Raw genomic sequence first — 23,824 nt, forward strand, 5'->3', positions numbered from 1 at the left:
GCCGGCGTGCTGGGCAATTCACGCCACGCCGGCTAAAGTGCCGCTTCGGAGCAGGACGCAGTCGAGAGCAGCATGCCGCCACAGGCAGCCGGCCGAACGGAAGGACGGCCTCCCCACATCGCAGGTGCCCGTGTCCGCCGCACCACCTGGCGGCGGTAAGCGGCATGCTCGATACCTACCGCGAAGTCATCACCCCCGAGGGCGTGCCGCTGCATCTGCCGGCCGCCGGTGCGGTGCCGCGCGCGCTGGCCTGGCTGATCGACCTGGCGCTGCGCTTCGCCCTGCTCACCGCCATGGGCATGTTCCTCGGCCTGCTCGGCGGCCTCGGCCAGGGCCTGTACCTGGTGGCGATGTTCCTGGTGTTCTGGGCGTACCCGATCGTGCTGGAGGGCTGGCGCGGCCAGACCCTGGGCAAGCAGGCGCTGGGCCTGCGCGTAGTGGCGCGCAACGGCGCGCCGGTGGGCTGGATGGCCGCGATCACCCGCAACCTGCTGCGCACCGTGGACATGCTGCCGTTCGGCTACGCCGTCGGCCTGATCGCCTGCCTGTTCGACACCCATTCGCGGCGCCTGGGCGACCTGGTCGCGGGCACGCTGGTGGTGCACCAGCCGCCGCGCGAGGACGAGGCGCTGCCGCCGATCGCCAGCGCGCTCGCGCCGCCGCGACCGCTGCTGCCGGCCGAACAGGCGGCGCTGATCGCCTTCGCCGAGCGCGCGCCGCGGCTCACCCCGGAGCGGCAACTGGAACTGGCCGCGCTGGCGCAGCCGCTGACCGAGACGCCGGGCCAGGCCGGGGTGCTGCGCCTGTACGCGATGGCCAACTGGCTGCTGGGCCGCCGATGAAACAGGAACAGTTCGTCCTCCGTCATCAGCAGGAATGGCAGGTGTTCGAGGCCTGGCTGCAGCGCAGCGCGCGCAGGTCGGCGCCGAACAAGGCCGGCGCCGCCAGCGACGCCAGCAAGACCGCCGCGCCGCCGACCGCGATCCCGATTCCAGACCAGCCGACGCCGCTCGCCGACGAGGACATGCCGGCGCGCTACCGGCGCGTGTGCCATCAACTGGCGCTGGCGCGCAGGCGCGGCTACAGCCCGCAGGTCACCGCGCGCCTGCAGCACCTGATGCAGCAGGGCCACACCGTCCTGTACCGGGCGCCGCGTCCGCGCTGGCGGCGCGCGGCGGAATTCCTGTTCGCCGAATTCCCGCAGCTGGTGCGCAGCCAGGCCGGCTACATGGCGGCGGCCACCGCGCTGTTCGTGGTGCCGCTGGTGACCATCTTCGTGCTGCTGCAGTTCCGTCCGGAACTGATCCACGGGTTGATGGACCCGATGCAGGTCACCCAGGTCGAGCGCATGTACGACCCGGCCGCCAGCGCACAGAAGCTTGGCCGCGACAGCGGCACCGATTGGCAGATGTTCGGCCACTACATCATGAACAACATCAGCATCGGCCTGCGCACGTTCGCCAGTGGCCTGCTGGCGGGACTGGGCACGGTGCTGGTGCTGCTGTTCAACGGCATCACCATCGGCGCGGTGGCCGGGCACCTGCACCAGATCGGCTACGGCGTCACCTTCTGGCGCTTCGTCGCCGGGCATGCGCCGTTCGAACTGACCGCGATCGTGATCGCCGGCGGCGCCGGTCTGCAGCTCGGCCTGAAGGTGCTGGCGCCGGGACGGCGGCGGCGCATCGATGCGCTGGTCGAAGGCGGCAAGATCGGCGCGCGGCTGTGCCTGGGTGTGGCTGCGATGCTGCTGGTGGCCGCCTTCATCGAGGCGTTCTGGTCGTCCATCGCGACCGTGCCGGCGTGGATCAAGTACAGCGTGTCGGCGGCGCTCTGGACGCTGGTGCTGGCGTGGCTGTGGCGCGGCGGGCGCGGCCGCGCGGAGGCCATCGATGCGGATTGAGCGCCTGGACGTGGTGCTGCGCGCACGCTCGGCATGGGAAGCGATGGAACTGGGCAGCGCCCTGGTCCGCCGCCACGCCGGGGCGATCTGGAAGCCCTGGCTGCTGGTCACCCTGCCGCTGTTCGCCGTGCTCAACCTCGGCGCCTGGGCGATCGATGCGCTGTGGCTGGCGCCGCTGCTGCTGTGGTGGCTGAAGCCGGTGCTGGACCGGATCCCGCTGTTCGTGATCTCGCGCGCTGTGTTCGGCGACGTGCCGCGCGTGCGCGACACCGTGCGCGCGCAGGGCGCCTGGGGCTGGCGCACCCTGATCGGCTACCTGACCTGGCGCCGGTTGAGTCCGGCGCGCAGCGTGTTCATGCCGCTGGAACTGCTGGAAGGCGCGAGCGCCAGCCAGCAGCGCGAGCGCCGCCGCACCCTGGGCGGGGCGATCTACGGCCACGCGCTGCTGATGGCCAGCGTCTTCGCTACGTTCGAGGGCATGCTCAGCCTGGCCTGCATCGCCACGATCTTCCTGTTCGTGCCCATCGACCTGCTGCCGGAAACCGCGCGCGCGGCCTGGTCGCTGATCGGCCAGCAGACCCCGGTGTGGGCGGACATCGGCTTCAACGCCATCGCCTGGCTGGCGATGACCCTGATCGAACCGTTCTTCGTCGGCGCCGGCTTCGGCCTGTACCTCAACCGGCGTACCCAGCTCGAAGCCTGGGACGTGGAGATGGCACTGCGCCGGATGGCCGCGCGCCTGCGCGGCGCCGCGCCGCTGCTCCTGCTGTGCGTGGCGCTGCTCGCCGCGCCGGCCGCGGCGCTGCGTGCGCAGCCAGCGGCCGACGACACAGCGGTGCAGACGGCGGCGGAGCAGGATGCTCCCGCCGACGCCGGGCGCGATGACGGGACCGATGCCGACACGGACACTGACAGTGATGCGGATGCGGATGCCGACACCGACAGCAAGCCCGCCGCCGATACCCACCACCACAACGCCGCGCATCCGGTCCCGCTGGACGAAGTGTTCGACACCGAGCCCGCCGCCGATGCGCGCTTCGCCCGCGCCGCCGACCGCGCCTACGCCGATCCGCTGCTGACCGCCAAGCGCACCATCGGCTACTGGAAGAAACGCAATCCCGACGAACCGCCCAAGCCGGACGACAAGCAGCAAGACCTCACCGCGTTCGGCAAATGGATGAAGGCCGCCGCCCAGGCCATCGCGTTCGTCGGCGAGTGGGGCATGTGGGTGCTGGCCGGCATCCTGCTGCTGGTGCTGCTGCTGACCGCCAGGCACTGGCTGCCGTGGATGCGCGGCAGCGGGCGCCGGCGTGCAACGGTGGCGACGGCACCGGAGCACACGCCGGTGCTGGCGCCGCAACCGCTGCCGGACGACGTGGCGACGGTGGCGCGACGCGCCTGGCGCGAAGGCCGCCACCGCGACGCGCTGGCGCTGCTGTACCGGGCCAGCGTGGCGACGCTGTGCGAGCGCGCCGATCTGGTGCTGCCGCCCAGCGCCACCGAGGCGCAGTGCCTGCGCGCCGCGCAACGCCTGCCCGACGACGCCGACCGCGGCCTGTTCGCGCGCATGGTGCGGGTCTGGCAGCACGCCGCCTATGCGGGCCGGCTGCCCGAGGACGGCGCCTTCGACGCGCTGGTCGACGACCTGCAGCGCCAGTTCCGGTGGCAGGCATGAACAGCGGCACGCGCAATGCGCTGATCTTCCTGGTCGGCCTGCTGCTGGTCAGCGTCGGCGCGGCCTGGTTCTTCGGCCGCTACGAACGCGCCGAGCGGGAGATCGTGCTGCCGCCACGCGGCGAGGCCGCCTACAACCCGCTGTACGCGCTGCGCCAGACCCTGCGCGCCGACGGCGTGCGTGCCGAGTCGCGGCAACGCCTGGACCTGGAGGCGATGCGCCTGCGCCCGCACGACAGCGTGGTGCTGTATGGCGACCCACGCATGCTCGGCAAGGCCGACGGCGACGCCTTGCTGGACTGGGTGGAGCATGGCGGACATCTGGTGCTGCGCACGCCCACCGCGGAGGTCAAGCGCGGCGACGTGCCGATCCTGGAAGCGCTGGACATCACCGTCGAGGCGCGCAGCCCGGACGACTGCCTGGTCATGGCGGTGCCGGGCGCGGCGCCACACAAGGTGTTCTGCGGCGGCCGCCGCTTCAACATCGACCCGGATACGCCCAGCAACTGGTGGAGCGGCGAGGACGACGACTTCGTGTTCGCGCGCGTGCCCTACGGCGACGGCAGCGTGGACGTGCTGTCGGAACTGGATTTCCTCGAGAACCAGGACGACCGGCTCGGCAAGATGTTCGAGGGCTCGCCGATGGAAGACGATCCGGTGCTGCGCAGCGGCGGGCTGCGCGAGGCCGGCAACCGCCTGCTGGCACGCCAGGTGCTGGGGCCGAACTACGGCCAGGGCACCATCCACCTGATCTATTCGGCCGAACTGCCATCGCTGTGGCGCACCCTGTTCACCCGCGGCTGGCCGGCCTGGCTGCCCGCGTTGCTGGTCCTGCTGGCCTGGCTGTGGTCGCGCATGCAGCGTTTCGGGCCGCTGCTCGCGGCGCCGGCCGAGGATCGCCGTTCGCTGCTGGAACACGTGCGCGCCAGCGGCGAACACCTGCTGCGCTACGGCCGCGCCGACCTGCTGCACGCGGCGGTACGCGAGGCGTTCCTGGCGCGGCTGCGCCGGCGCGCGCCGATCGCCGCCGCGCTGGAGGGCCCGGCCCAGGCCGCCGCCATCGCCGAACGCCTGCAGCTGCCCGTGGCGCAGGTCGAACAGGCGCTGCAACCGCCGCCGCCCAACCAACCCGCCGCCTTGCGCGAGCGCATCCGCCTCCTCGTCCAGATGAGAAACCAGTTATGACCACCGCCTCCTCCGACGCCGTCGCGCCGCTCGCCGGCCCTGCCCTGATCGAACGCGCCGAGGCGATCCGCGCCGCGGTCGGCCACGCCTTCATCGGCCAGCCGGAGGTGCTGGAGCAGATCCTGATCGCGCTGCTGGCCGGCGGGCATGTGCTGATCGAGGGCGTGCCCGGCCTCGGCAAGACCCTGCTGGTGCGCGCGCTGGCGCAGGCCCTGGAACTGAACTACGCACGCGTGCAGTTCACCCCGGACCTGATGCCCAGCGACGTCAGCGGCCACGCCGTGTACGACCCCAAGACCGAGAGCTTCAAGATCCGCCGCGGCCCGGTGTTCACCCACCTGCTGCTGGCCGACGAGATCAACCGCGCCCCGGCCAAGACCCAGTCGGCGCTGCTGGAAGTGATGCAGGAAGGCCAGGTCACCATCGAAGGCACGGCCTTCCCGCTGGCGCCACCGTTCCTGGCGCTGGCCACGCAGAACCCGGTCGAGCAGGAAGGCACCTACCCGTTGCCGGAAGCGCAACTGGACCGCTTCCTGCTGAAGATCCTGATCGACTACCCGCAACTGGAAGACGAGGCGCGCATGGTCGCCGCGGTCACCAGCGGCCGCAGCGCCGGCGACTTCGACCTGTCGCAGGTGCCGCGCGTGCTCGGCGCCGAGGACGTGGTGGCGATGCAGGCCGGCACCGCGGCCATCGCCGTCGACCCGCAAGTCATCGACTACGCCGTGCGCATCGTCGCCGCCACCCGCCGCTGGCCGGGCATTGCGCTCGGCGCCGGCCCGCGCGGCAGCATCGCCCTGGTCCGCGCGGCGCGCGCGCAAGCCGTGCTGTCCGGCCGCGACTTCGTCATCCCCGACGACATCCGCGACGTGGCCAAGCCGGCCCTGCGCCACCGCATCGCCCTGGCCCCGGAACTGCAGATCGAAGGCCAGAGCGCCGACGACGCCCTCGGTGGGTTGCTGGCCAAGGTGGAGGCGCCGCGGAAATGAGCGGGGAGTCGGGAATGGGGAATCGGGAATGGGAAAAGCCGGGGTTCCCGGCGTTGCCCGTAATTCCCGATTGCAGTGAGCTGACGAACGCAGCGACCCGTCGCGCTGCAGCCCTGCCGCTTTTCCCATTCCCCATTCCCCATTCCCCACTCCCGGCCCCCAAGCGATGAGACCCGCCCCGCTCCTGCTGGCCCTGCTCGCGCTGTGGGCGCTGTACGGCCTGGCCGTGGCGCTGGGCTGGCTGCCGCTGTGGAGCTGGCAGGCGGTCGCAGCGGGCATCGCCCTGGTCGCGGCGCTGGATGCATGGCGGCTGTGGCGCCGGCCGACGCCGCAGGTGCGCCGCGAGCTGCCCGAAGCGCTGCCGCTGGGCCTCCAGCGCGACGTGGTGCTGCACCTGGACAGCGCGCAGCGCCAGCGCGTGGACCTGTTCGACCTGGTGCCCAGCGGCTGGGAGCTGCAGGGCCTGCCGCAGCGCATGACCCTGCCCGCCGCGCATCAGACCCAGGTGCGCTATCAACTGCGTCCGACCGCGCGCGGCCGCTTCGTCTTCGACGGCACCCACCTGCGCCTGCATGCGCCGTGGCGCCTGTGGTGGCAGCAGCGTCTGGCCGGGTCCGCACGGACCGTGCGCGTGTATCCGAACTTCGCGCCGCTGACCCGCTTCGCCCTGTTCAGCGCCGAACAGGCTTCGCGCCTGGTCGGCGCGCACCTGAAGCGGCGCCGCGGCGAAGGCACCGACTTCCACCAGATGCGTGAGTACCGCGTCGGCGACAGCCTGCGCCAGATCGACTGGAAGGCGACCTCGCGCGCGCGCAAGCTGATCTCGCGCGAGTACCAGGACGAGAAGAACCAGCAGTTGCTGATGCTGATCGACACCGGGCGGCGCATGCTGGCCAGCGAGCGTGGCCTGTCGCACTTCGACCATGTGCTCAACGCCGCGCTGGTGGTGTCGTACCTGGCACTGCGCCAGGGCGACGCAGTCGGCATGATGGCCAGCGGCGGCGACGCGCGCTGGGTGGCGCCGCAGCGCGGCATGGCCACCGTCGACGTGCTGCTGCGCGCCAGCTACGACCTGCAGCCGCAGCCGGTGGCCACCGATTACCTGACCGCGGCCACCGAACTGTCGCTGCGCCAGCGCCGCCGCGCGCTGGTGATGCTGGTCAGCAACGTGCGCGACGAGGACATCGAAGACCTGCTGGCCGCCGTACGTCTGCTGCAGCGCCGCCACCTGGTGTGCGTGGCCAGCCTGCGCGAGCGCGAACTGGACCAGGCGCTGGCGGAGGACGCACACGAGCTGCCGCAGGCGGTGCAGGCCGGCGCGGTGGCGCGCTACCTGCAACAACGCAGCGCTGCGCACGACGCACTGCGCAGCCACGGCGTGATGGTGCTCGACGTCACCGGCGAGGAACTGCCCGCCGCGCTGATCGAGCGCTACCTGGCGGTGAAGCGGGACGGGTTGCTGTAGCGCGTGGCGGCGGCGCCGCCGCACCGCTCGGCCGCGCAAACCACGGCACTCACTGGCAGTGCTGCAACAGCTTCTCCAGTTCCGCCGCGGCGACCGCGGCAGGTGCCTTGCTCTTGATCAGGTCATAGCAGGCCATGGTCGATATGCCGCTCGCCAACCGTTGCGCAGCCACGCCGGTCGAGAACATCTTGCCCAACCCGATCGACGCCGAGCCCTTGCCATTGACGGTGCTCGTGCCATCGAAGCTGCCAAAGACGGAATAGGAGTCGCCCAGATTGCTGCGCGCGATCTTCGCATTGGCGGACTTGAGAATGGCTTCCTGCAACTCCGACGCTTTTTGCTTGCTGGCGTACTCGGACGCCACGGCGGCGGCGTTCTGCCGCAGGTCGTTCTCGCTCTGAGCGAAGCCCGCGAGAATCGCCTGATCTTCGGCAGTGGGCGCGAGCGCGTCCATGGCGCTCTTCGCGGCGATCACGTCCGCCTCTTCGACCGTGCCCGGGCTCGCAGCCGCTGCCTGCAGCGACGCCCATTTCAGCTTCGCCTGATCGTATGCGCTTTGCCGCTTGGCGGCTGCGCTGTAGCTGTCGCGCAGTTGCTTGAGCTTGCTATCGGCCTCGATCATCGCCTGCTTCGCCAGCGTCTCCTCCGACAGCGCCCTCGCATAGTCAGTCGATGCCTTCTTGGCCGCTTCGATCCGCGCATCTTCGCTGGTCCCGTCGGCGTCCGAATCGCCCTCTCTGGCGACGCCGGAGATCACCAGCAGCTCGTAGCCCTTTTTGCTGCAGTCGGCACCGGCAACGCCGTCGTTGCACTTTCTCGCCACCGCCACCGGCACATAGGCCGCATCCACCTGCTTGTAGCCCAGGTTCATCGAAATGCCTGGGTTTTCGGTGGATGCCGTGGAAACATCGACACCGAAGCTCGTCTTCGACGCGTAGACCAACGGCGCCTGCTCCAGATGTGCGCAGCCGCCCAACAGCAGAACAGAGAAACAAGCCAGAGACGTTTTCATCGTGACACCTCCTGTGATGCGATGCAGACCTGAGACACATCGCCACCGCCGGCCTGCAGGATCGCAAGCAGGCGGCGGACCTCGGCTTCGGTATTGGACATCAGCACGATGCGGCACGCGTCCGCATCCAGGGGAACATAGATCGCGGTTTCGGCGTGCCAGCCCAGCGTCCACGCGCGCGGGGTCTGCGAAATTCCCAGCCCGCGCGAACGGATCGCCACAGGGGCCAATCCCGTCGTGGCGACGCGTGCACCGAACAGGCCACGCACGACCACGTCCTCGCGCGCGGTGGAGACCGTCACCACCGCGCACGCACTGCAGTTGGCTGCGACGCACGCCAGCAGCACCAGCACTCTGGCGCGAATACGAGATGCAGACATGCCGGCCCCCGCAGCACTCCCCGATGTCGATCTTCGTCAGACGGGCAAGCCCGGTCAATCGTGACGAGTATCACATCGTAGACATTTCGCATGCGTCGCGCGTGGCGCGACTGCGCCGGCCGCATTCACGGCGAAGAATGAAACCGCAGACGCCGCCGCTACGTTGCCGCGGCAGGCACCGACGGCAGCTGCGCACTGGCCTGCTGCAGACGCTGCAAGGTCCGCAGCATAAGCGGCCGATGCCGCGCCAGCTTCATCCACGCCGGCAGCCGCGCCACCATCGAGCGCCCGAACAGGCCGCGGCGTTCGCGCAGCGTCGCCGCCACGTAGTCCTGCAACTCCTGCAGATGGCGCGGGTTGTAGGCCCACAGCAGGCCGGCGCGGGTCGGCGCGACCAGCGCCAGCGGCATGCCGAAATGCGGATCGTGGGGCGAGCCGTCGCGCACGCGCCGCGGCTGCACGGCCACCGCACAGTCCTTGCGACACGACGCGCAGCGGCCGGGCAAGGTGTTGGGCGGCGGTACAGCGGCGGCCGACGCTGCGCAGACATGCACCCACTGATGCCCGCAGTGGCCGCAGGCCCGGCGGCCGACCAACTGCACCATTCCCACCCAGTCGTCCGCCGCGCTGTCCAACGCAGCGCTGCACTGCCCGCAACGGAAGCGTGCCTGCCAGCGATACGGCTCCCACTGCGCCAGCACCCAGCCCAGCGTGCCGCAGCGATGGCAGCGCACTGCGATCTGGTCGGCGTAATCGACCAAGCGCACGCCGAGGTTTCGATGCCGACGCGGCGCTTCAGGCGACGCCGCGTCGGCGCGCGACACCGACTCACGCATACAGCACACCCGGCCGCGCGTCCTCGACGATGGCGTGCGGCAGGAACCGCGCGCTGTCGCGGGTGATCGGGCCATCGTCCTCGCGAATGCCGATGCCGCAGGCGCGGTCGCCGACGATCCAGCTGCCGACCATCGGGTAGCGCCCCTCGAACGCCGGCAGCGGATGCGCCTGCTGGCGGATGTAGGGCCCGGCATAGGGACCGTCGCTCTCCAGCACGCGGCCATCGTCCAGGTGCAGCACGATGTTGGCGCCCTCGCGCGAATGCAGCGGCTTGCGCACCCAGCCCGGCGGCAACGTGGTGCCGTCGTCGAATGCGGCCGGCAGCAGGTTCGGATGGCCGCGATGGCGCTCCCACAGCAGCGGCAGGATGCCCTTGTTGCTGAGCAGCGCCTTCCACGGCGGCTCCAGCAGGCGCAGGCCCGATCCCGGCAGCGCCTGGCCGAAACGCTCGGCGAACATGTCCTCCAGCGGATACAGCTTGAACAGCGCGCCGATCACCGTGTCGTCCAGATCGGTGTAGCGGCCGTCGCTGGACAGGCCGATGTCCTCGATCGCGATCAGCTCGCCGCCGACGCCGGCCTGCGCGGCGCAGTCGCGCAGGTAGGCGATCGTGCCCTGGTCCTCTTCCGAATCGCGCACCGCGGCGAAGTACAGCGACGGCGGCAACCCGCCGGCGATCGCGGAGAAGCGCTCCAGCAGGGCTTCGTGGATGGAGTTGAACTGGTCGGCCTCGTCCGGCAATCGGCCCTGCGCGCGCTGGTCCTCCAGCCACTGCCACTGGAAGAACGCCGACTCGAACAGCGAGGTCGGCGTGTCGTAGTTCAGTTCGTACAGCTTGGCCGGGCCGCGGCCGTCGTAGGCCAGGTCCAGGCGCCCGTACAGATGCGGTTCGCGGCGCCGCCAGCTGTCGGCGATCCAGTCGCGGAACGCCGGCGGGATCGCCAGCCGCTGCATCAGCGCCTCGCTGGCGACGATCTCGTCGAGCAGGCCCATCGCCATCGCGTGCAGTTCGGCGCTGGGGTCTTCCAGATCGCGCTCGATCTGGCGCAGGCTGAACGCGTAGTAGGCGCGTTCGTCCCAGTAGCGCTGGCCGTCGATGGTGTGGAAGCGGAAACCGTACTCCGCGGCCTGGGCGCGCCAGTCGCCGCGCTCGACGATCGCGATACGTTTCATGCGGGGTCTCGTGCGATGAGGGAAAAAGCGGTACTCAGCTGCCGAAGCCGCGCCCACCGGCGGATTCGCCGAAACCGCCGCGGCTGACGGTGACCGCCCGGTTCGGCGTGGCGCCGATATGGGTCATGGTCTGGTTGCCGCGCAGCATCGTGCCGCTGCTCGCCGCACCGGCGCCACCGGAATAGGACGCCGGCCGCTGCCACTGGTTCTGCCGGTCCTGGTAGGCGGGCGCGGCATTGAACCCGGCAGCGCGGTTGTTGTTGAGCATCTGCGACAGGAAGAAGCCGGTCATCATCGGCCCGATGAAGGAATGGCCGTGGCTGTCGCGCTGCTCCACGCAGCGATCCTGCGCATAGTCCTGCGCGCACTGCTCGCGGCTGGCGTACTTGGGCCCCTGCTCGGCCGCCTGCTTCTGCGCCTGCGCGAAGGCCTCGCGGCAGGTCGCGATGTCATGGGTCTGCGCCACGCAGGCGTCCACCGAGGTGTACAGGCCTTCCTGGGCCTTGGCCTCCGGCTCGCGCCCGCAGGCGGTGAACAGCAGCGGCGCGGCGCTCATCAGCAACAAGGCGGTCGTCTTCGACCTTTTCATGGCAACGTCTTCCTGAGTCCAACCACGATGATGCCCGGTTCCGCCGGCCGCGGAAACCCGCGGCCGGCGGTTGGGCATCACCGCGGACGCACGCGCGACGCGTCAGCTCGGCGGCGGCGGCGGCACGTAGCTGGACAGGCGCGCGTCGAAATACGGCTGCACCGCGGCGATGTTGGACTTCACCTGGATGTCCATGCCGACGTCGCGGCTCATGCCCAGCACGTCGTTGTCCGGCCAACCGGGACCGAAGCACCACTGCGTGCTGGGAATGTTGTTGGCCTGCAGGTGCGCGAGCATGCGCTTGGTCGCCAGTTCCGCGCTGGCGTTGCCGGCCGGATAGCCGTGCTCGCCGAGAAAGCCGCGCTTGCCTCGGTGTCCCAGCCAGTCGATGAACGGCTTGACCATCTCGATGCCGGTGTCCGGCGCAACGTTTTCATTGCGATTGGTCCAGGCACCGCCTCCGCGGCCCTCGTCGTCCAGATAGTTGTGCGCCTCGTAGACGATGCGGTCGTACGGGTCGGGGATCGTGTCCAGGTTGTTGGACGCCTCTTTCCACCGGCGGGCGCTGGCGTATTCGTTGCCGCAGACGAACACGTAATGCGACCGGTCGAAATCGAAGATGCGCGCCGCGGTGGCGGTGGCAGTGCGCAGCCAGTGATCGGCCATCACCAGCGTGCTGCCGTCGGCGTTGCGCTCCGGCCCCTGGTAGGGCTCGTTCATCAGGCCCCAGCCGAAGATCGCCGGATGCGAGCGGAAGCGCTGCACGATGCGACTCCACAGATCCGGCAGGCCGGCGGCGTTGTACAGCGTGCAGCCCGGCGTACCGATCACGCGATATTCGTAGAGCTTGAGCAGGTTGTCGGCAGGATCGAAGTAGGCCAGGTACAGGAAATTGCCTTTGCGGTAGGTCCCGTTCCACACCGATTGGTCGGCCGGATCGGCGACCGCGCGGCCGTCCGGCCCGATCAGCTGGCCGGCGCCATCGCGCCGGTAACCGGACTTGCTCGCGACCTTGATCGGCAAGCGCATGTAGTCGTGCAACTCCAGGATCGCCACCTTGCCGCGCTGCGCGAGCCGGTTCAGCACTTTCTCGACTTGGTCGCAATACGTGGCGTTGAGCGGCATGCCCTGGCCGGTACTGAAGCGTGCGGCGGTGGTGGGCAGGCGGAACAGCGTGCAGGCGCCGGCGGCAACGATGTGCTGGTCGCTGATGTCGCGGTAGTGCCGGTCGATGATGGCGTTGTCGACGAAGTTGTTGGACGCCAGCCCGGACAGATTGAGGCCGGCGAACGGCAGCGTGCCCGCGGCGCGGGCCTGGCCGCCAAGGCCCCACAGCACGGCGCCGGCGGCGATGCCGGCACCGGCGCGCAGCACGCTGCGGCGGCCCGGATCGGTAGGGGTGGAGGCAAGGGACGGGATGGGGGAGGAAACAGCGGAAGACGACGAACGCACATGCCGAAGCATGGACACCTCCTGTGGTCATGATGGGCGAGCCGGGCCTACGCCCCCTGACGCACCGGCCACCGCAGTCTGCCAAGCGCAGGCAGGCGGGTCTGCGATCCGCTTCGCACTCCAGGCCGGCGCGCGGCGGCGCCAGCGTGCGTGCTAACGTGGTCGGCCCACCCGGTGGATGCCCAGGACGGTTGCAGCAGCAACGATCCGATCGCGCCACCATCGCCAGCCTCCCCGCCCGCTCGTTCGCTGCTCCCATGCCCGACTATCGCTCCAAGACCTCGACCCACGGCCGCAACATGGCCGGCGCCCGCGCGCTGTGGCGCGCCACCGGCATGCAGGACGCCGACTTCCACAAGCCGATCATCGCCATCGCCAATTCCTTCACCCAGTTCGTGCCCGGCCACGTGCACCTGAAGGATCTCGGGCAACTCGTCGCGCGCGAGATCGAGCGCGTCGGCGGCGTGGCCAAGGAGTTCGACACCATCGCCGTGGACGACGGCATCGCCATGGGCCACGACGGCATGCTGTACTCGCTGCCCAGCCGCGAAATCATCGCCGACTCGGTCGAGTACATGGTCAACGCGCACTGCGCCGACGCGCTGGTGTGCATCTCCAACTGCGACAAGATCACCCCCGGCATGCTGATGGCCGCCCTGCGCCTCAACATCCCCACCGTGTTCGTCTCCGGCGGGCCGATGGAAGCCGGCAAGACCAAGCTCGCCGACCACAACCTGGACCTGATCGACGCGATGGTGATCGCCGCCGATCCCACCGCCTCCGACGAGAAGGTCGCCGCCTTCGAGCGCAGCGCCTGCCCCACTTGCGGCTCCTGCTCGGGCATGTTCACCGCCAACTCGATGAACTGCCTGACCGAAGCGCTGGGCCTGGCCCTGCCCGGCAACGGCACCGTGGTCGCCACCCACGCCGACCGCGAGCAACTGTTCCTCAAGGCCGGCCGCACCGCGGTGGAACTGTGCCACCGCTGGTATGGCGCCGAAGACCCGCGCGCGCTGCCGCGCGGCATCGCCACCTTCGAGGCGTTCGAGAACGCGATGACCCTGGACATCGCGATGGGCGGCTCCACCAACACCATCCTGCACCTGCTCGCCGCCGCGCAGGAAGCCGAGGTGCCGTTCACCCTGCGCGACATCGACCGCTTGTCCAAGCGTGTGCCGCAGCTGTGCAAGGTGGCACCGAACACGCAGAAGTACCACATCGAGGACGTGCACCGCGCCGGCGGCATCGTCGCCATCCTCGGCGAACTGGCGCGCGGCGGCCTGCTGCACACCGACCAGGCCACCGTGCACAGCCGCACCCTGGCCGACGCCATCGCGCAGTGGGACATCACCCAGAGCGACGACCCCGCGGTGCAGACCTTCTACCAGGCCGGGCCGGCCGGCATCCCCACCCAGGTCGCCTTCAGCCAGGCCACGCGTTGGCCGAGCCTGGACGCCGACCGCGCCAGCGGCTGTATCCGCGACGTCGCCCACGCCTACTCGCAGGAAGGCGGCCTGGCAGTGCTGTACGGCAACATCGCCGAGGACGGCTGCGTGGTGAAGACCGCCGGCGTGGACGAATCCATCCATGTGTTCGAGGGCAACGCCAAGGTGTTCGAAAGCCAGGACGCCGCGGTCAAGGGCATCCTCGCCGATGACGTGAAGGCTGGCGACGTCGTGGTGATCCGCTACGAAGGCCCCAAGGGCGGCCCCGGCATGCAGGAAATGCTGTACCCGACCTCGTACCTGAAGTCCAAGGGCCTGGGCAAGCAGTGCGCCCTGCTCACCGACGGCCGCTTCTCCGGCGGCACCTCCGGCCTGTCGATCGGCCACGCCTCGCCGGAAGCGGCGGCGGGCGGCGCCATCGGCCTGGTCCGCGACGGCGACCGCATCCGCATCGACATCCCCCAGCGCCGCATCGACCTGCTGGTCTCCGACGCGGAACTGGCCACGCGCCGCGCCGACCAGGACGCCCGTGGCTGGAAGCCAGCGGAGCCGCGCCCGCGCAAGGTCAGTACGGCATTGAAGGCCTACGCGTTGCTGGCGACCAGTGCGGACAAGGGGGCGGTGCGGAACAAGGCGCTGCTGGAGGGGTGAGGCATTTCCTCCAGCAACCTCGGCGGTTGATGCGCCGTTACGCCTTCATCGTCACGGGTGTAACTCATACGATAGTTCGAACGTCGGGTAACGTAGCCAGCATTGGCGCACGGAGCCCCGGCCACCATCAGGCAAGTCATTGATGCAGGGCGGGAATTTCCCGCTTTGCAGACGTCTGGCGTTGGTTGATACTTGGGGCATCACCGCTTTTGGGCCGTCCAAATAGTAGTTAGGCCGCAATGGAAAGAACTTCTGGGAAGTGCGATGAATGCGGGAGCCGATACATCGCAACGGCTTCAAGCATGTCATCGCTTTGTCCAGAGTGCACTCATATTCTGTATGGCACTCCAAAGTGTCCACATGAGTTCATTTCAGGGCAATGTGCCATCTGCGGCTGGGATGGCTCCAGTTCGGCATACATTCAATCTCTACTCCGGTCGCGTCCGTCGCCGGCCTAACAACTCATTCAAGCCGACGTCGCTTCGCGGCGCAGCTTAATTCAAGCATTAGACGCCATGGACGCAGATCGGGATTTTGAAGTAAAGAGCTATCAAGAGATCGCCAACTTGACGCTTGGCGGCTACCAGCTTATCGAGGCACTGCTAAAGACTTACTTGCGTAACTACTTCAACATCGCCAAGCATCGCTTGGGTCGCGACTTCCACTTCGGCTTCACGGGCAGCGACTATGACAACGCCGCGCTTGGCACACTCCTGAAGGTCTTCGCAAAGACATGCTCAGACTCTCAGCTTGTCAAAGATCTCCAAGCCGAGATTCCTCATCGAGACTATGTTGCCCATCAGGCTTCGCTGGTCATGTTCCGGCGACAGCCGTGCAGTTCGGAGGAAGTTCAGGCGCTGTCCAAAGAACTATCAACCCGTAGTAGTTCAATTTCTAGCCTTCTGACTCGCTTGAACAACGTGCACAACCTTCTTTTGGCGCCCGACCGCGGAGAACCCGGGCTTGGCGCCTAACAATTCTGTTGAGGCTAGAGGTAATTCCATTTGTGCGTGGGTACACTCATGTCCATGCGGGCTGAGCAGCGGTTCGTTTCGAGGCCTGTAGTGCTCCCCGCTGCAAGGCCTAACATCTCGTTCAAAGCGGACGCACTGACGCGCGCCGCTTAACTCTAGCGTTGGGCATCACAAGTATGAGCTACACGCTGCAGGCAGTGATCGCAAAATCGGGAGTGCTTCCCGATTCTTTACCGTTCGAGTTAGAACGGGTCCAGCTCCAAAATGGCTTCGAGCTCGTTCCGCTCACATCAACTATTCGAGATGTCCATAGGATTGCCTTCTGTCCACTGACTGATGAAGGAGACGAAGAGCTTCCACTGTCACTCCTGAAACTTTGCGAGCCTTTGAGTGCAGGCGGAGAAGTTGCCTACATAGAAGCAGAGATTTTTGGTGGAGCGGGAATGCAAGCTCACGCAATTTTCGCTCATGGCAAAGCAATTGGGTCGCCAGTAGTCGCTCAATCCGCCATCAACACTGCTCTTGCTAGGCTGGGCGCAGAGCGGGGAGAAGCCACGGACGAATTCGAATCGGTCGGGCTAGGTTTGCACCGAGATACAGATCAATGGGTGCCGAGAACATGACGCCCAACCAATCGCTCCATCGGACCGCTCCGGCGGCCGCTGAACTCAAACGTTAGATGCCATGTCCAAGCTCCTCTCAATCCTGCTATCGACAGTTCTGCTCGGTGGATACTCCGCCGCTGCATGCAGTTCTTCACTGGACCTGTATGGTGCTTTCTTCAAGGCCGGCCATCCCATCAAGGGCGAGACGATCGACGAGGCTGTTACTGGGGCAGACCAAATTGCCAACTTGAATCGCTCTGTCGAGCTAATCAAGCGCTACCCGGACGTCAGGTTCGAGATTGCGGGCCATACGGATCAGTATGAGTGTTCCGGGCAAGAGTGCCGCTATCTCGCCCAACGTCGAGCGCTTCTCCTATACAGGTTCCTGCTAGCCGCTGGGGTAGATCCGCTTTGTGTCATTGCTCTAACCGAGTACGGGTCCACTCGCCCGATCGCTGGAAAACGGGAGGAGAACTCGCTCAATCAGCGCGCCGAGCTAAACGTGGACATTGAGCCGTAAAGTGCTCCAGCATGGCACCTAACAATTCATTCAAGCCGACGCCGCTTCGCGGCGCGGCTTAATTCAGGCGTTAGGGAGCGCGGACAGATTCATGGACCTTGATACAATTCATGGGCTGGAGGAACTGGCACTTGGCGCCGCGCTCTTGCTGCTCCCGGTGCCAGTCCTTGCCCTCGGTGCACGAGAAGGCCGCAAGCTTCTGGCGGCAGCACCCGGCGTCGTTTCCTTCGCCCTCTTTGTACTTGCCTTCGCTCAACTACACCTTGCACGCCGTGAGGCTTCAGATCTTCTCCAGTCAGCCTATGGAATCGGTGCGGTAGTAGCTGCCACCCTACTGCTGCCATCTGTCTTAAATCTCCGCAGCCGCTGGCTCGGTCTGGTCCACCTAGTCACGTTGGCCGGCGTGCTCTGGTCCTGGTTCATTGGTGCAATGCTGCTAGCCCGGGATGGCCTATAGATGGGAGCGCTAGGCTTGCCCCCTAACAATTCATTCAAGCCAACGCCGCTTTGCGGCGCGGCTTAACTCAGGCGTTAGACCCCAAAAATCATGGACCTCGTTGACACTCTGCGAAAGAAAATCGACGTGCTGGAGGACGGCGATTACGTAACTGGACTGAAGGCAGTGCTGCTGCACATTGAGACCGCCTTCAGACATCTTTCACGCGGACAAGACGCCGACGATGAAACGGCCTTCACCGATGCGATCTATCGGACAAACCAAGCGTTTGAAGGCAGTGTCAAGGAAGCCTATCGAGTATTGGCTGGCCAAGATCCTGCAAAGAAGCGTCCCTTCGACATCGAAAACTATCTTGAGCAGAACAACGTCTTTCGCAGTAGAGTTCTCAGCCAACTAACTACGTATCGTACGGAGTGGCGCAACCCATCGGCCCATGACTACAAGCTCGACTTTGACGAGAGCGAGGCGTTTCTAGCAATAGTTTCTGTATCCGCCTTTGCATGCCTTCTCCTCGATCAGATTGCTGAACGCCTCGCCTACACAAGATCACAGGCGGAGGCCGAAGCGCAGAAGGCAGCACTGGAAGCTAGCCTGGCCCAAACCGTGAACGCCGACCTGCTGGTCAGAGTCACAGAGCTACTGAATCAGTTCTGTGCAATCCACTTGCCCTCTGCATCGTCATCCGGCAGAGCAACTGAGTCGCAAGTGATTGGCGCACTCCATGGCTTTCTGTCGTCAGCCGCACCGGAACTCACGGTTCAGACCGAAGCTCGTTTGGATGCTGAGAGGTCATTTCGAGCTGATTTGCTGGTATCGCGCGGTGGAGAGAAAGTCGTCATCGAGCTCAAGCGGCGGCTGATGAAGCAAAGCTATGCGAATGCTGTCGCACAGGTGGAGCAGTACTTGCTCATCGGTGGTATCAAGGATGGCATCCTGTTGTTCTTGCCGGATGCTCCGAGCGATATGGAGCGACTTGACACAACCATTGCAGGCATAGATGGGCGGCTCGTCGTTCTGTCGCCCGTGGGGTCTAACCCGTCGCTCAACCGGACGGCTTCCGGCCTGCGGCCTTCAGCCGCCGGTTAGCTCCAACGTTAGGTGCGCGATGCTAGATCCGCTCTCTTTTGAGGTTAGGGAAAAGCTGCTCAATCGCTTCCCGGAATGGCGGGAGCATGCGCGCGAAGAGACTGAGGAGTCTGGATCTAGCTACCTAGCCGTTTTTGTTCCGGCACCTCCGGAGGCTCAGACTCCCCACGGTCTGTGCATTACCACAGAAAACGCGGAGATAACGGTCGGCTTTGATCATTACCACGCACACTTCGGCGTCATCTCGCCCATGCCAAACCAGATCGAACCCGATGCGCTCAGCTTTATCGAGCAAATTGTTGGGGAGGAGGTCGCTGTGGTCTCATGGTGGGAAGGCGAAAGATGGCTGGGCTCCAGCCAGCTGCTGCCCAACGAGCGGCTTAGCCAGCCGGAGTGGCTGGTTCATTTAGGTGGGGGCCTGCCTCGTGTACGCTCGTGGAAGGGCGCGCACAATCACTGGTCACGCACTTAACAATTCATTCAAGCCAAACCCGCTTCGCGGGTCGGCTTAACTCAGGTGTTGGGTGTCACATGAAACAACGCATAGTATTTGTAGATGTTGATGACACGCTGATCCGCTCTGCCGGCACCAAGCGCATTCCAATGCCTCCGGTTGTGGCTCGCATTCGTGAGCTGCACGCCCAGGACGTTGCCCTCTACCTGTGGAGTTCAGGTGGCGTGGAATACGCCCGCGCCTCAGCTATTGAACTGGGCATTGAGGATTGCTTCGTGACTTTCTTGCCAAAGCCTGACGCTTACATTGATGATCAAGCAGTTCATGAGTGGCGCTACTGCCAGCACGTGCTTCCGGGCAATGCAGGTGACGCCTAACAGTCCATTCAAGCCGAACACGCTTCGCGTGTCGGTTTAATTCAAGTATTAGGTGCTATGGAAGGTTCCAAGAGTCGTGCCGCATTGCTCCGCGAGGTGTTCGCGCAAGGGTTCCGCACTCCTGATTGGCGACACAAAGAGCCGCCGCCTGTTGTGCCCGCCGAGCTATTCTTCGCCGACAACGGCGACAACGAATGCATCGCCATCAACCTCGACGATCACCTGGCATTGGCTTTTTCCGTGACAAGCTTCAAGAGATCGCTGCAAAGCCCGAGGTAGCGGCTGTTCTGGTGAATATTTACGACCTTGACCCGATCATCGACGGGGCGTGGCCGTATGCAGAGAACGTCCATATTCTTACGTCTGCGCCGGAAGATGTAGTTCAGTCGTGGGCTGCTGAACTGCGCTCTGATGGCGCAGACCAAGGCTGGCCTTACGGCGAACCGCGCGAGCTGCCTCCGCTGGTCGAAGGTCAGCGTTGGTGGTCGCTGTCGTGGGACTAGCCCGCGCCTAACAATTCGCCCAAGCCGACGCCGCTTCGCGGGTCGGCTTAATTGAGGTATTAGGCATCATGAAAAGTGGCCTGCTGGCTTTGATTTTTCTAGCGATGCTCGGCTGCGCTCGAAACGTCCAGCATGACCAGCTCACAGACATTCCATTGGCACAGAAGCCCGACGTTCCTGGTACAGAAGCTGCGTGCAAGGCTGCCGACCAGTTCTGGATCGAACAAGGGTTGCCCGGTGGCGACAAGTCGTGCGCAGTCAAGACAAGCGACGGGCTGAAAATCTGCACCGATAGCACGCAATGCGAAGGAGCGTGCCTGGTGGCGGATGCGGTGCCCGTTGGCACTCAGGCGATTGGTAGCTGTTCGACTTGGATGGCAACCTATGGCTGCCACAAGTACATCAAGGATGGGCTGGTCCGTGAAATGTGTGCGGACTGATGCCTAGCTAATCATTCAAGCCGACGCTTACCACGCGGCCCAACTCGGGCGTCAGGCTGCGGAATGACTCTCCTCGATCGGCTACCACCCCCGCTTTCACCCTGCTGCTCGCTGCCTGCACGCCCGGCGCGTCAAAGGACGCGCCGGCAAAATCCGGGCTACCGACCACGGAGAATTAATGCATCGCGAGAGGGGGTAGTTGGATGCCCCCGAACCACGACGCCTCCCTTCTCTTTTGTAACCCGAGCTGTGGCAGACTCTCCGCAACGCAGCGCGCTTACAAAAACCTTGGATCCGATTGCGGTCCCGGTGGTGGCTGTCTGCCAAATGAGGCGCTCTTGCGGGCGAAGTGGTGCAACAGCGAGCGCTTCACTCACATCCAGGTGCCACATGAACTACGTCGTCGCCCTTTCAATAGCAATCGGCAGTTGGCTTTCACTCCCCGGCGGCTCGTGGACGCCGAATACCGAGGATGTCGCCGCAGCCAGGCAGCAGCTCGAGCCGTATGTGACGCGCCAAGCGTCCATGGGCAAGATTCGGCTTCCCGACTGGAGCAGCTACACCTTCCAATACCAGGGCCAGACGTTTCGTGGTGACAAGGTCATCCTGATCAATGCGTTCTGTAGCACTCCACCAGCGACGGCTGCCACCCACATGGTCGTGGTCTTCGATGGCGGACCATGCTACTTCACTGCACGCTGGGATCCTGTCGAGAAGATCTTTCTGGATGTCGTCTTCAACGGACACGCATGATGGCAACCAAGGATTCGATCGACTACCCGGCGGGTGATCTTGAAGCACGTGAACCACTGCTGGTGAGCTGTGGCCCCAATGGCGAACGGATCGCCAGCGTGGTCTGCCGGCATCTGCTCCGTTGTCAGCCGGCGCCCGCGGGATTCATAGAGAACAGCAGCGATCCCAACGACCTTCAGGCCTGGTGCCATGACTGCGAGGAGATGTTCACCACCGAAGGTGACATGACGAAGGCTTTCAGGGCGTTCAACGACATGAGACTCGTCTGCGTCGACTGCTATGCCCAGGCAAAGGCACTGCATGGTATCTCGATGAGCTAAAGCACCTCGTTCAGTTCGGCACTGAATTGGGCGCTGACAGCGATGGAAGCGACCCGGTCCACCATGCCACCCAAACGGACTAAAGGCTCCTTTCCATCCAGCCAACACGACATCAGCCCGTGAAATACAGCGCGACACTACGATTGCTGAAGCTGAAGAATATCCACCTGGCCGCTGGCGACGACCATGGGGAACCGATCGACGCCATTTCGATGCCAATGCCTGACCGCATCGAGATCGAAGTCGAGCCGGCGACCGGATATTGCTTCCTGTATCGCTACACTGCGACCGGGCAGTTCTGTGGCGACACTTGGCACGAAAACCTGGATGCAGCATTCCAGCAAGCCAGTTTTGAGTACGGCCTCTCTCCGCAAGACTTTCTGATAACGGAACAAAGCGATCCGTCGCACTAGCCAGGCGGCGCAGCACCGAAATGCTGAGGATCGGAGAAAGGAATGCGTCCACTTAGGCGGTTGAAGCCTATATGCCTGGTGCGTGGTGGTGGCTTCCGGCCTATTGGCGCGGCCCGTGTCAGCATTCGAGCTCCATACTACTGCGGCAGTGCTGCACTTACCGATGTTGATCGGTGGCTCGGTATTCCCGCCGCGCTACCTCCTGCTCCTCTGCTCCATTCTCGATTAGTCTTTTCCAACGCGGCGAAGTGCGATTGACCGCTCTGAGCATCGTCATTGCACGCCAGCCGCGGCACTAGACATCCCAGACATCGGCCAACGAACAACACATGCAAACGCATCTGACTCAGCATGACTACGTGCAAGCCTGCCAGAGGCGAGCAGTGGAAATTGCCACTGGCATCGTGACCGGCTCGATTCCGCTGCTGGATGGCTGCCACCGCCTGGCCGCCCTTGGCCATCGTGTCGGTGTTGCCGACGATGACCCTGACTTTCGCATGTTCTCGCTGATCGAGTCGGAAACGGATGCGCTCCCCATCGGGCCGATCCGCAAGGAATGGGCGCCCGACGCCCTGGCGGAACTGGCCCCCGAACTACTGCATGCAGAGGGCTGGGCCAGGCCGATGGCCATGCGTGCCTGCCATTCCGTGATTGCCCGGTTCGGGCCATGAGCCAGACGACAGTCACTCGCGGCATGATGCCGCATCCCGTCCTATCCACACATGCTCCAATGCAATCGGCGAGCTTTGCACTGCGTCTGGCGATGAGCACGAGCATCCTGATGGCAACCTTGCCGTCAGCGCGTGCGACGGAGGAGTTGGAGCAGGCTTGGCTGTCCTTGATCCGTGAAGCGCTTCCCCCGTCCTGTTATGCAGAGAGGCTGGCCGTCGAAGCCACCGTCAGCGGCAATAATGGCTGGCGTCAAGAACGCTGGCGCGTGGTTACCTGCCGAGGGGAGGCGAGCTACGTGGTCGCCTACTATCCGCCGGTCGCGTTTCCGAACCGCAAAAGCCCGTTCGAGATCACCAGGCTCGATACGGGAGCCTTGACGATCGTCCACCGCGCTGCGACGGACAGTCGTTGAACTCCGCTTCCATCACGCACCTCGGAAATGCCCGCATGAACTGGAAAGCGATCCTTGCCTACACCGCGCTACTGTTCCTTTTCCAGTGGGGCACTGGCATTGCCAGCAGGTTATTCGACCCTCTTGGATGGATCAATGCCTGGAATCTCCTCTCGTTCCTGCTATGCTCCGCGCTGTTTGCACACATGACGCGACGCGTGGCGCAGCATCGCCTCGCGCACGCCTGCCTCATCCTGGTCATCTACGCCGCTTTCGCGGATGTTCTCGCGGCGCTATTGCCACCAGACATGACGGACGAACCAGCCATGTTCGTCGCTGTGGAATGGCTGCAGCTGCTCGCCTCCGCAGGCCTCGGCCTGCTTGTCGGCTGGGTGCTTCGGCGCGCGGCCGATCAACGCCGGCTGCTGTAGTCGCGTGCAGCACGCGACTACACCTGCCAATGTCGCCCGAAGGTTGGCTGACGCTCATGGTCAAGATCATCAGATTCGTTGAAAAAGGAACGGCGCTGCTCCTCCTGGCAACGCTTGTCGCATTGGTCGCTTACGATGCGCTCGCTGTCCGCCCACATCTGGCCCGAATCCGCGATCTGCTCGCCCACGCCAATCCAGAAGACGCCACTCCTCCCGAAGCGATTCGCAGGCTGATCGATGCGAATGTGGGATCGCCCTCCCCGCATGCGGCTCGCCTGGTGACGTCCCTCGTCTACACGGATTTGGCGCAAGGTCAGTCGCACGTGCGCAACGCGCTTTGGAGCGTGCTGCTACCGGTGCACTTCGACGAGTCGCACATCTACGGCCTCTACTGCAGTCTTTCCTACAACGGCACAGATCATGGATTGAGCAGCTTTGCCAATCGGGAATTCGGCAAACCGCTTAGCCAGCTCTCACCACTGCAGGCAGCGACCACCGTTGCGGTCACCCATGCTCCTACAATCTACTTGAAAGATCGCGACAAGCTGGGCAGGCGCGCTCGGACGCTATTGGCAAGGTCCCGGCCTCCGCATTAGACCCCCATGCTGCCGCAGGAGGCGACACCGTCGTTTTGTCCACACCGACTCTCCTCTGACATGACCCGGCACAACGGGAT

Annotated in this window: 29 protein-coding genes; 23 read left to right on the forward strand and 6 right to left on the reverse strand. The window is 65.4% G+C overall.

The features are described 5' to 3' along the window. The first annotated feature begins 164 nt into the window (after positions 1 to 164). The 6 genes from ACHWVH_RS13975 (at position 165) to ACHWVH_RS14000 (ending at position 7,213) form a co-directional block, all read left to right on the forward strand. Complete coding sequence (locus ACHWVH_RS13975) at positions 165 to 842, forward strand: RDD family protein (RefSeq protein ID WP_043094282.1); 678 nt, start codon at positions 165 to 167, stop codon at positions 840 to 842. After that, a complete protein-coding gene (locus ACHWVH_RS13980) occupies positions 839 to 1,900 on the forward strand; it encodes a stage II sporulation protein M (RefSeq protein ID WP_295928910.1) in 1,062 nt (353 codons plus the stop codon). The genes ACHWVH_RS13975 and ACHWVH_RS13980 overlap by 4 nt, the downstream gene beginning before the upstream one ends. Beyond that, complete coding sequence (locus ACHWVH_RS13985; protein WP_394687400.1) at positions 1,890 to 3,575, forward strand: DUF4129 domain-containing protein; 1,686 nt, start codon at positions 1,890 to 1,892, stop codon at positions 3,573 to 3,575. Before ACHWVH_RS13980 ends, ACHWVH_RS13985 begins: the two co-directional genes overlap by 11 nt. Then, positions 3,572 to 4,759 (forward strand): DUF4350 domain-containing protein, encoded by a 1,188-nt coding sequence (locus ACHWVH_RS13990; protein ID WP_267095626.1) that lies wholly within the window; start codon positions 3,572 to 3,574, stop codon positions 4,757 to 4,759. The genes ACHWVH_RS13985 and ACHWVH_RS13990 overlap by 4 nt, the downstream gene beginning before the upstream one ends. Next, positions 4,756 to 5,748, forward strand: coding sequence for a MoxR family ATPase (locus tag ACHWVH_RS13995; protein ID WP_043094277.1), 993 nt, complete (start codon positions 4,756 to 4,758; stop codon positions 5,746 to 5,748). Before ACHWVH_RS13990 ends, ACHWVH_RS13995 begins: the two co-directional genes overlap by 4 nt. A gap of 166 nt (positions 5,749 to 5,914) precedes the next feature. Next, positions 5,915 to 7,213, forward strand: coding sequence for a DUF58 domain-containing protein (locus ACHWVH_RS14000; RefSeq protein ID WP_394687401.1), 1,299 nt, complete (start codon positions 5,915 to 5,917; stop codon positions 7,211 to 7,213). A gap of 49 nt (positions 7,214 to 7,262) precedes the next feature. Here the strand turns inward: ACHWVH_RS14000 and ACHWVH_RS14005 are convergent, their stop codons facing one another. The 6 genes from ACHWVH_RS14005 to ACHWVH_RS14030 all read right to left on the reverse strand — a co-directional run bounded on the left by ACHWVH_RS14005 (position 7,263) and on the right by ACHWVH_RS14030 (position 12,668). Then, on the reverse strand, positions 7,263 to 8,225 hold the full coding sequence (locus ACHWVH_RS14005; RefSeq protein WP_226977985.1) for a hypothetical protein: 963 nt from the start codon (positions 8,223 to 8,225) through the stop codon (positions 7,263 to 7,265). Beyond that, complete coding sequence (locus ACHWVH_RS14010) at positions 8,222 to 8,605, reverse strand: hypothetical protein (protein ID WP_223875556.1); 384 nt, start codon at positions 8,603 to 8,605, stop codon at positions 8,222 to 8,224. The genes ACHWVH_RS14005 and ACHWVH_RS14010 overlap by 4 nt, the downstream gene beginning before the upstream one ends. A 158-nt stretch (positions 8,606 to 8,763) precedes the next feature. Continuing rightward, on the reverse strand, positions 8,764 to 9,372 hold the full coding sequence (locus ACHWVH_RS14015; RefSeq protein ID WP_394687402.1) for a hypothetical protein: 609 nt from the start codon (positions 9,370 to 9,372) through the stop codon (positions 8,764 to 8,766). Between the two features lie 61 nt (positions 9,373 to 9,433). After that, the gene (locus ACHWVH_RS14020) at positions 9,434 to 10,615 is read right to left on the reverse strand and encodes a glutathionylspermidine synthase family protein (RefSeq protein ID WP_394687403.1); all 1,182 of its coding nucleotides are present in this window, start codon (positions 10,613 to 10,615) and stop codon (positions 9,434 to 9,436) included. A gap of 34 nt (positions 10,616 to 10,649) precedes the next feature. Beyond that, entirely contained in the window at positions 10,650 to 11,204 is a 555-nt protein-coding gene (locus ACHWVH_RS14025; protein WP_193314267.1) for a DUF1190 domain-containing protein, read from the reverse strand. A gap of 102 nt (positions 11,205 to 11,306) precedes the next feature. Next, the gene (locus ACHWVH_RS14030; protein ID WP_394687404.1) at positions 11,307 to 12,668 is read right to left on the reverse strand and encodes a glycoside hydrolase family 5 protein; all 1,362 of its coding nucleotides are present in this window, start codon (positions 12,666 to 12,668) and stop codon (positions 11,307 to 11,309) included. A gap of 245 nt (positions 12,669 to 12,913) precedes the next feature. Between ACHWVH_RS14030 and ilvD the strand changes: the two genes are divergently transcribed. From ilvD to ACHWVH_RS14115, 17 genes are all read left to right on the forward strand, one after another. Next, entirely contained in the window at positions 12,914 to 14,752 is a 1,839-nt protein-coding gene (gene ilvD / locus ACHWVH_RS14035) for a dihydroxy-acid dehydratase (RefSeq protein WP_295920257.1), read from the forward strand. A 515-nt stretch (positions 14,753 to 15,267) separates the two neighbouring features. After that, positions 15,268 to 15,726 carry a hypothetical protein gene (locus tag ACHWVH_RS14040; protein ID WP_394687405.1) on the forward strand — a complete coding sequence of 153 codons (459 nt, stop codon included), beginning with the start codon at positions 15,268 to 15,270 and terminating at the stop codon, positions 15,724 to 15,726. Between the two features lie 176 nt (positions 15,727 to 15,902). Further along, positions 15,903 to 16,349: a hypothetical protein gene (locus ACHWVH_RS14045; RefSeq protein ID WP_394687406.1), complete on the forward strand. Its 447-nt coding sequence runs from the start codon at positions 15,903 to 15,905 to the stop codon at positions 16,347 to 16,349. A 61-nt stretch (positions 16,350 to 16,410) separates the two neighbouring features. Next, positions 16,411 to 16,851, forward strand: a complete 441-nt coding sequence (locus tag ACHWVH_RS14050; protein ID WP_267102784.1) for an OmpA family protein — start codon at positions 16,411 to 16,413, stop codon at positions 16,849 to 16,851. 547 nt (positions 16,852 to 17,398) lie between these two features. Continuing rightward, entirely contained in the window at positions 17,399 to 18,394 is a 996-nt protein-coding gene (locus tag ACHWVH_RS14055) for a GxxExxY protein (RefSeq protein ID WP_267097708.1), read from the forward strand. 19 nt (positions 18,395 to 18,413) lie between these two features. Further along, on the forward strand, positions 18,414 to 18,866 hold the full coding sequence (locus ACHWVH_RS14060) for a hypothetical protein (RefSeq protein ID WP_394687407.1): 453 nt from the start codon (positions 18,414 to 18,416) through the stop codon (positions 18,864 to 18,866). A gap of 59 nt (positions 18,867 to 18,925) precedes the next feature. After that, positions 18,926 to 19,225 carry a DUF705 domain-containing protein gene (locus tag ACHWVH_RS14065; RefSeq protein ID WP_267097706.1) on the forward strand — a complete coding sequence of 100 codons (300 nt, stop codon included), beginning with the start codon at positions 18,926 to 18,928 and terminating at the stop codon, positions 19,223 to 19,225. A gap of 57 nt (positions 19,226 to 19,282) precedes the next feature. After that, on the forward strand, positions 19,283 to 19,504 hold the full coding sequence (locus ACHWVH_RS14070) for a hypothetical protein (protein WP_394687408.1): 222 nt from the start codon (positions 19,283 to 19,285) through the stop codon (positions 19,502 to 19,504). A gap of 11 nt (positions 19,505 to 19,515) precedes the next feature. Beyond that, the gene (locus tag ACHWVH_RS14075; protein ID WP_394687409.1) at positions 19,516 to 19,728 is read left to right on the forward strand and encodes a hypothetical protein; all 213 of its coding nucleotides are present in this window, start codon (positions 19,516 to 19,518) and stop codon (positions 19,726 to 19,728) included. 68 nt (positions 19,729 to 19,796) lie between these two features. Then, on the forward strand, positions 19,797 to 20,168 hold the full coding sequence (locus ACHWVH_RS14080) for a hypothetical protein (protein ID WP_394687410.1): 372 nt from the start codon (positions 19,797 to 19,799) through the stop codon (positions 20,166 to 20,168). 390 nt (positions 20,169 to 20,558) lie between these two features. After that, positions 20,559 to 20,921, forward strand: coding sequence for a hypothetical protein (locus tag ACHWVH_RS14085; protein ID WP_394687411.1), 363 nt, complete (start codon positions 20,559 to 20,561; stop codon positions 20,919 to 20,921). Beyond that, positions 20,921 to 21,241 (forward strand): hypothetical protein, encoded by a 321-nt coding sequence (locus ACHWVH_RS14090; RefSeq protein WP_394687412.1) that lies wholly within the window; start codon positions 20,921 to 20,923, stop codon positions 21,239 to 21,241. The genes ACHWVH_RS14085 and ACHWVH_RS14090 overlap by 1 nt, the downstream gene beginning before the upstream one ends. Positions 21,242 to 21,360: 119 nt before the next feature. After that, positions 21,361 to 21,654, forward strand: coding sequence for a hypothetical protein (locus tag ACHWVH_RS14095; protein ID WP_267112607.1), 294 nt, complete (start codon positions 21,361 to 21,363; stop codon positions 21,652 to 21,654). 329 nt (positions 21,655 to 21,983) lie between these two features. After that, complete coding sequence (locus tag ACHWVH_RS14100; RefSeq protein ID WP_394687413.1) at positions 21,984 to 22,325, forward strand: hypothetical protein; 342 nt, start codon at positions 21,984 to 21,986, stop codon at positions 22,323 to 22,325. Further along, positions 22,322 to 22,738, forward strand: coding sequence for a hypothetical protein (locus ACHWVH_RS14105; RefSeq protein ID WP_267112605.1), 417 nt, complete (start codon positions 22,322 to 22,324; stop codon positions 22,736 to 22,738). Before ACHWVH_RS14100 ends, ACHWVH_RS14105 begins: the two co-directional genes overlap by 4 nt. Before the next feature lie 35 nt (positions 22,739 to 22,773). After that, entirely contained in the window at positions 22,774 to 23,148 is a 375-nt protein-coding gene (locus ACHWVH_RS14110; RefSeq protein WP_394687414.1) for a hypothetical protein, read from the forward strand. Between the two features lie 56 nt (positions 23,149 to 23,204). Continuing rightward, entirely contained in the window at positions 23,205 to 23,744 is a 540-nt protein-coding gene (locus ACHWVH_RS14115) for a hypothetical protein (protein WP_394687415.1), read from the forward strand. Positions 23,745 to 23,824: the final 80 nt, after the last annotated feature.

Source organism: uncultured Xanthomonas sp., assembly GCF_964278005.1.
Lineage (GTDB): Bacteria > Pseudomonadota > Gammaproteobacteria > Xanthomonadales > Xanthomonadaceae > Xanthomonas_A > Xanthomonas_A sontii.

What these genes read in the sequence shown, in the direction of transcription:
- ACHWVH_RS14010 (WP_223875556.1), bottom strand. Translation starts at nt 8,605, where the DNA reads ATGTCTGCATCTCGTATTCGCGCCAGAGTGCTGGTGCTGCTGGCGTGC.
- ACHWVH_RS13995 (WP_043094277.1), top strand. Translation starts at nt 4,756, where the DNA reads ATGACCACCGCCTCCTCCGACGCCGTCGCGCCGCTCGCCGGCCCTGCC.
- ACHWVH_RS14055 (WP_267097708.1), top strand. Translation starts at nt 17,399, where the DNA reads ATGGACCTCGTTGACACTCTGCGAAAGAAAATCGACGTGCTGGAGGAC.
- ACHWVH_RS14115 (WP_394687415.1), top strand. Translation starts at nt 23,205, where the DNA reads ATGGTCAAGATCATCAGATTCGTTGAAAAAGGAACGGCGCTGCTCCTC.
- ACHWVH_RS14105 (WP_267112605.1), top strand. Translation starts at nt 22,322, where the DNA reads ATGAGCCAGACGACAGTCACTCGCGGCATGATGCCGCATCCCGTCCTA.
- ACHWVH_RS14070 (WP_394687408.1), top strand. Translation starts at nt 19,283, where the DNA reads ATGGAAGGTTCCAAGAGTCGTGCCGCATTGCTCCGCGAGGTGTTCGCG.
- ACHWVH_RS13980 (WP_295928910.1), top strand. Translation starts at nt 839, where the DNA reads ATGAAACAGGAACAGTTCGTCCTCCGTCATCAGCAGGAATGGCAGGTG.
- ACHWVH_RS14080 (WP_394687410.1), top strand. Translation starts at nt 19,797, where the DNA reads ATGAAAAGTGGCCTGCTGGCTTTGATTTTTCTAGCGATGCTCGGCTGC.
- ACHWVH_RS13990 (WP_267095626.1), top strand. Translation starts at nt 3,572, where the DNA reads ATGAACAGCGGCACGCGCAATGCGCTGATCTTCCTGGTCGGCCTGCTG.
- ACHWVH_RS14000 (WP_394687401.1), top strand. Translation starts at nt 5,915, where the DNA reads ATGAGACCCGCCCCGCTCCTGCTGGCCCTGCTCGCGCTGTGGGCGCTG.
- ACHWVH_RS14110 (WP_394687414.1), top strand. Translation starts at nt 22,774, where the DNA reads ATGAACTGGAAAGCGATCCTTGCCTACACCGCGCTACTGTTCCTTTTC.
- ACHWVH_RS14060 (WP_394687407.1), top strand. Translation starts at nt 18,414, where the DNA reads ATGCTAGATCCGCTCTCTTTTGAGGTTAGGGAAAAGCTGCTCAATCGC.
- ACHWVH_RS14040 (WP_394687405.1), top strand. Translation starts at nt 15,268, where the DNA reads ATGGACGCAGATCGGGATTTTGAAGTAAAGAGCTATCAAGAGATCGCC.
- ACHWVH_RS14065 (WP_267097706.1), top strand. Translation starts at nt 18,926, where the DNA reads ATGAAACAACGCATAGTATTTGTAGATGTTGATGACACGCTGATCCGC.
- ACHWVH_RS14005 (WP_226977985.1), bottom strand. Translation starts at nt 8,225, where the DNA reads ATGAAAACGTCTCTGGCTTGTTTCTCTGTTCTGCTGTTGGGCGGCTGC.
- ACHWVH_RS14030 (WP_394687404.1), bottom strand. Translation starts at nt 12,668, where the DNA reads ATGCTTCGGCATGTGCGTTCGTCGTCTTCCGCTGTTTCCTCCCCCATC.
- ACHWVH_RS14090 (WP_394687412.1), top strand. Translation starts at nt 20,921, where the DNA reads ATGGCAACCAAGGATTCGATCGACTACCCGGCGGGTGATCTTGAAGCA.
- ACHWVH_RS14100 (WP_394687413.1), top strand. Translation starts at nt 21,984, where the DNA reads ATGCAAACGCATCTGACTCAGCATGACTACGTGCAAGCCTGCCAGAGG.
- ACHWVH_RS14025 (WP_193314267.1), bottom strand. Translation starts at nt 11,204, where the DNA reads ATGAAAAGGTCGAAGACGACCGCCTTGTTGCTGATGAGCGCCGCGCCG.
- ACHWVH_RS14045 (WP_394687406.1), top strand. Translation starts at nt 15,903, where the DNA reads ATGAGCTACACGCTGCAGGCAGTGATCGCAAAATCGGGAGTGCTTCCC.
- ilvD (WP_295920257.1), top strand. Translation starts at nt 12,914, where the DNA reads ATGCCCGACTATCGCTCCAAGACCTCGACCCACGGCCGCAACATGGCC.
- ACHWVH_RS13985 (WP_394687400.1), top strand. Translation starts at nt 1,890, where the DNA reads ATGCGGATTGAGCGCCTGGACGTGGTGCTGCGCGCACGCTCGGCATGG.
- ACHWVH_RS14020 (WP_394687403.1), bottom strand. Translation starts at nt 10,615, where the DNA reads ATGAAACGTATCGCGATCGTCGAGCGCGGCGACTGGCGCGCCCAGGCC.
- ACHWVH_RS14085 (WP_394687411.1), top strand. Translation starts at nt 20,559, where the DNA reads ATGAACTACGTCGTCGCCCTTTCAATAGCAATCGGCAGTTGGCTTTCA.
- ACHWVH_RS13975 (WP_043094282.1), top strand. Translation starts at nt 165, where the DNA reads ATGCTCGATACCTACCGCGAAGTCATCACCCCCGAGGGCGTGCCGCTG.
- ACHWVH_RS14050 (WP_267102784.1), top strand. Translation starts at nt 16,411, where the DNA reads ATGTCCAAGCTCCTCTCAATCCTGCTATCGACAGTTCTGCTCGGTGGA.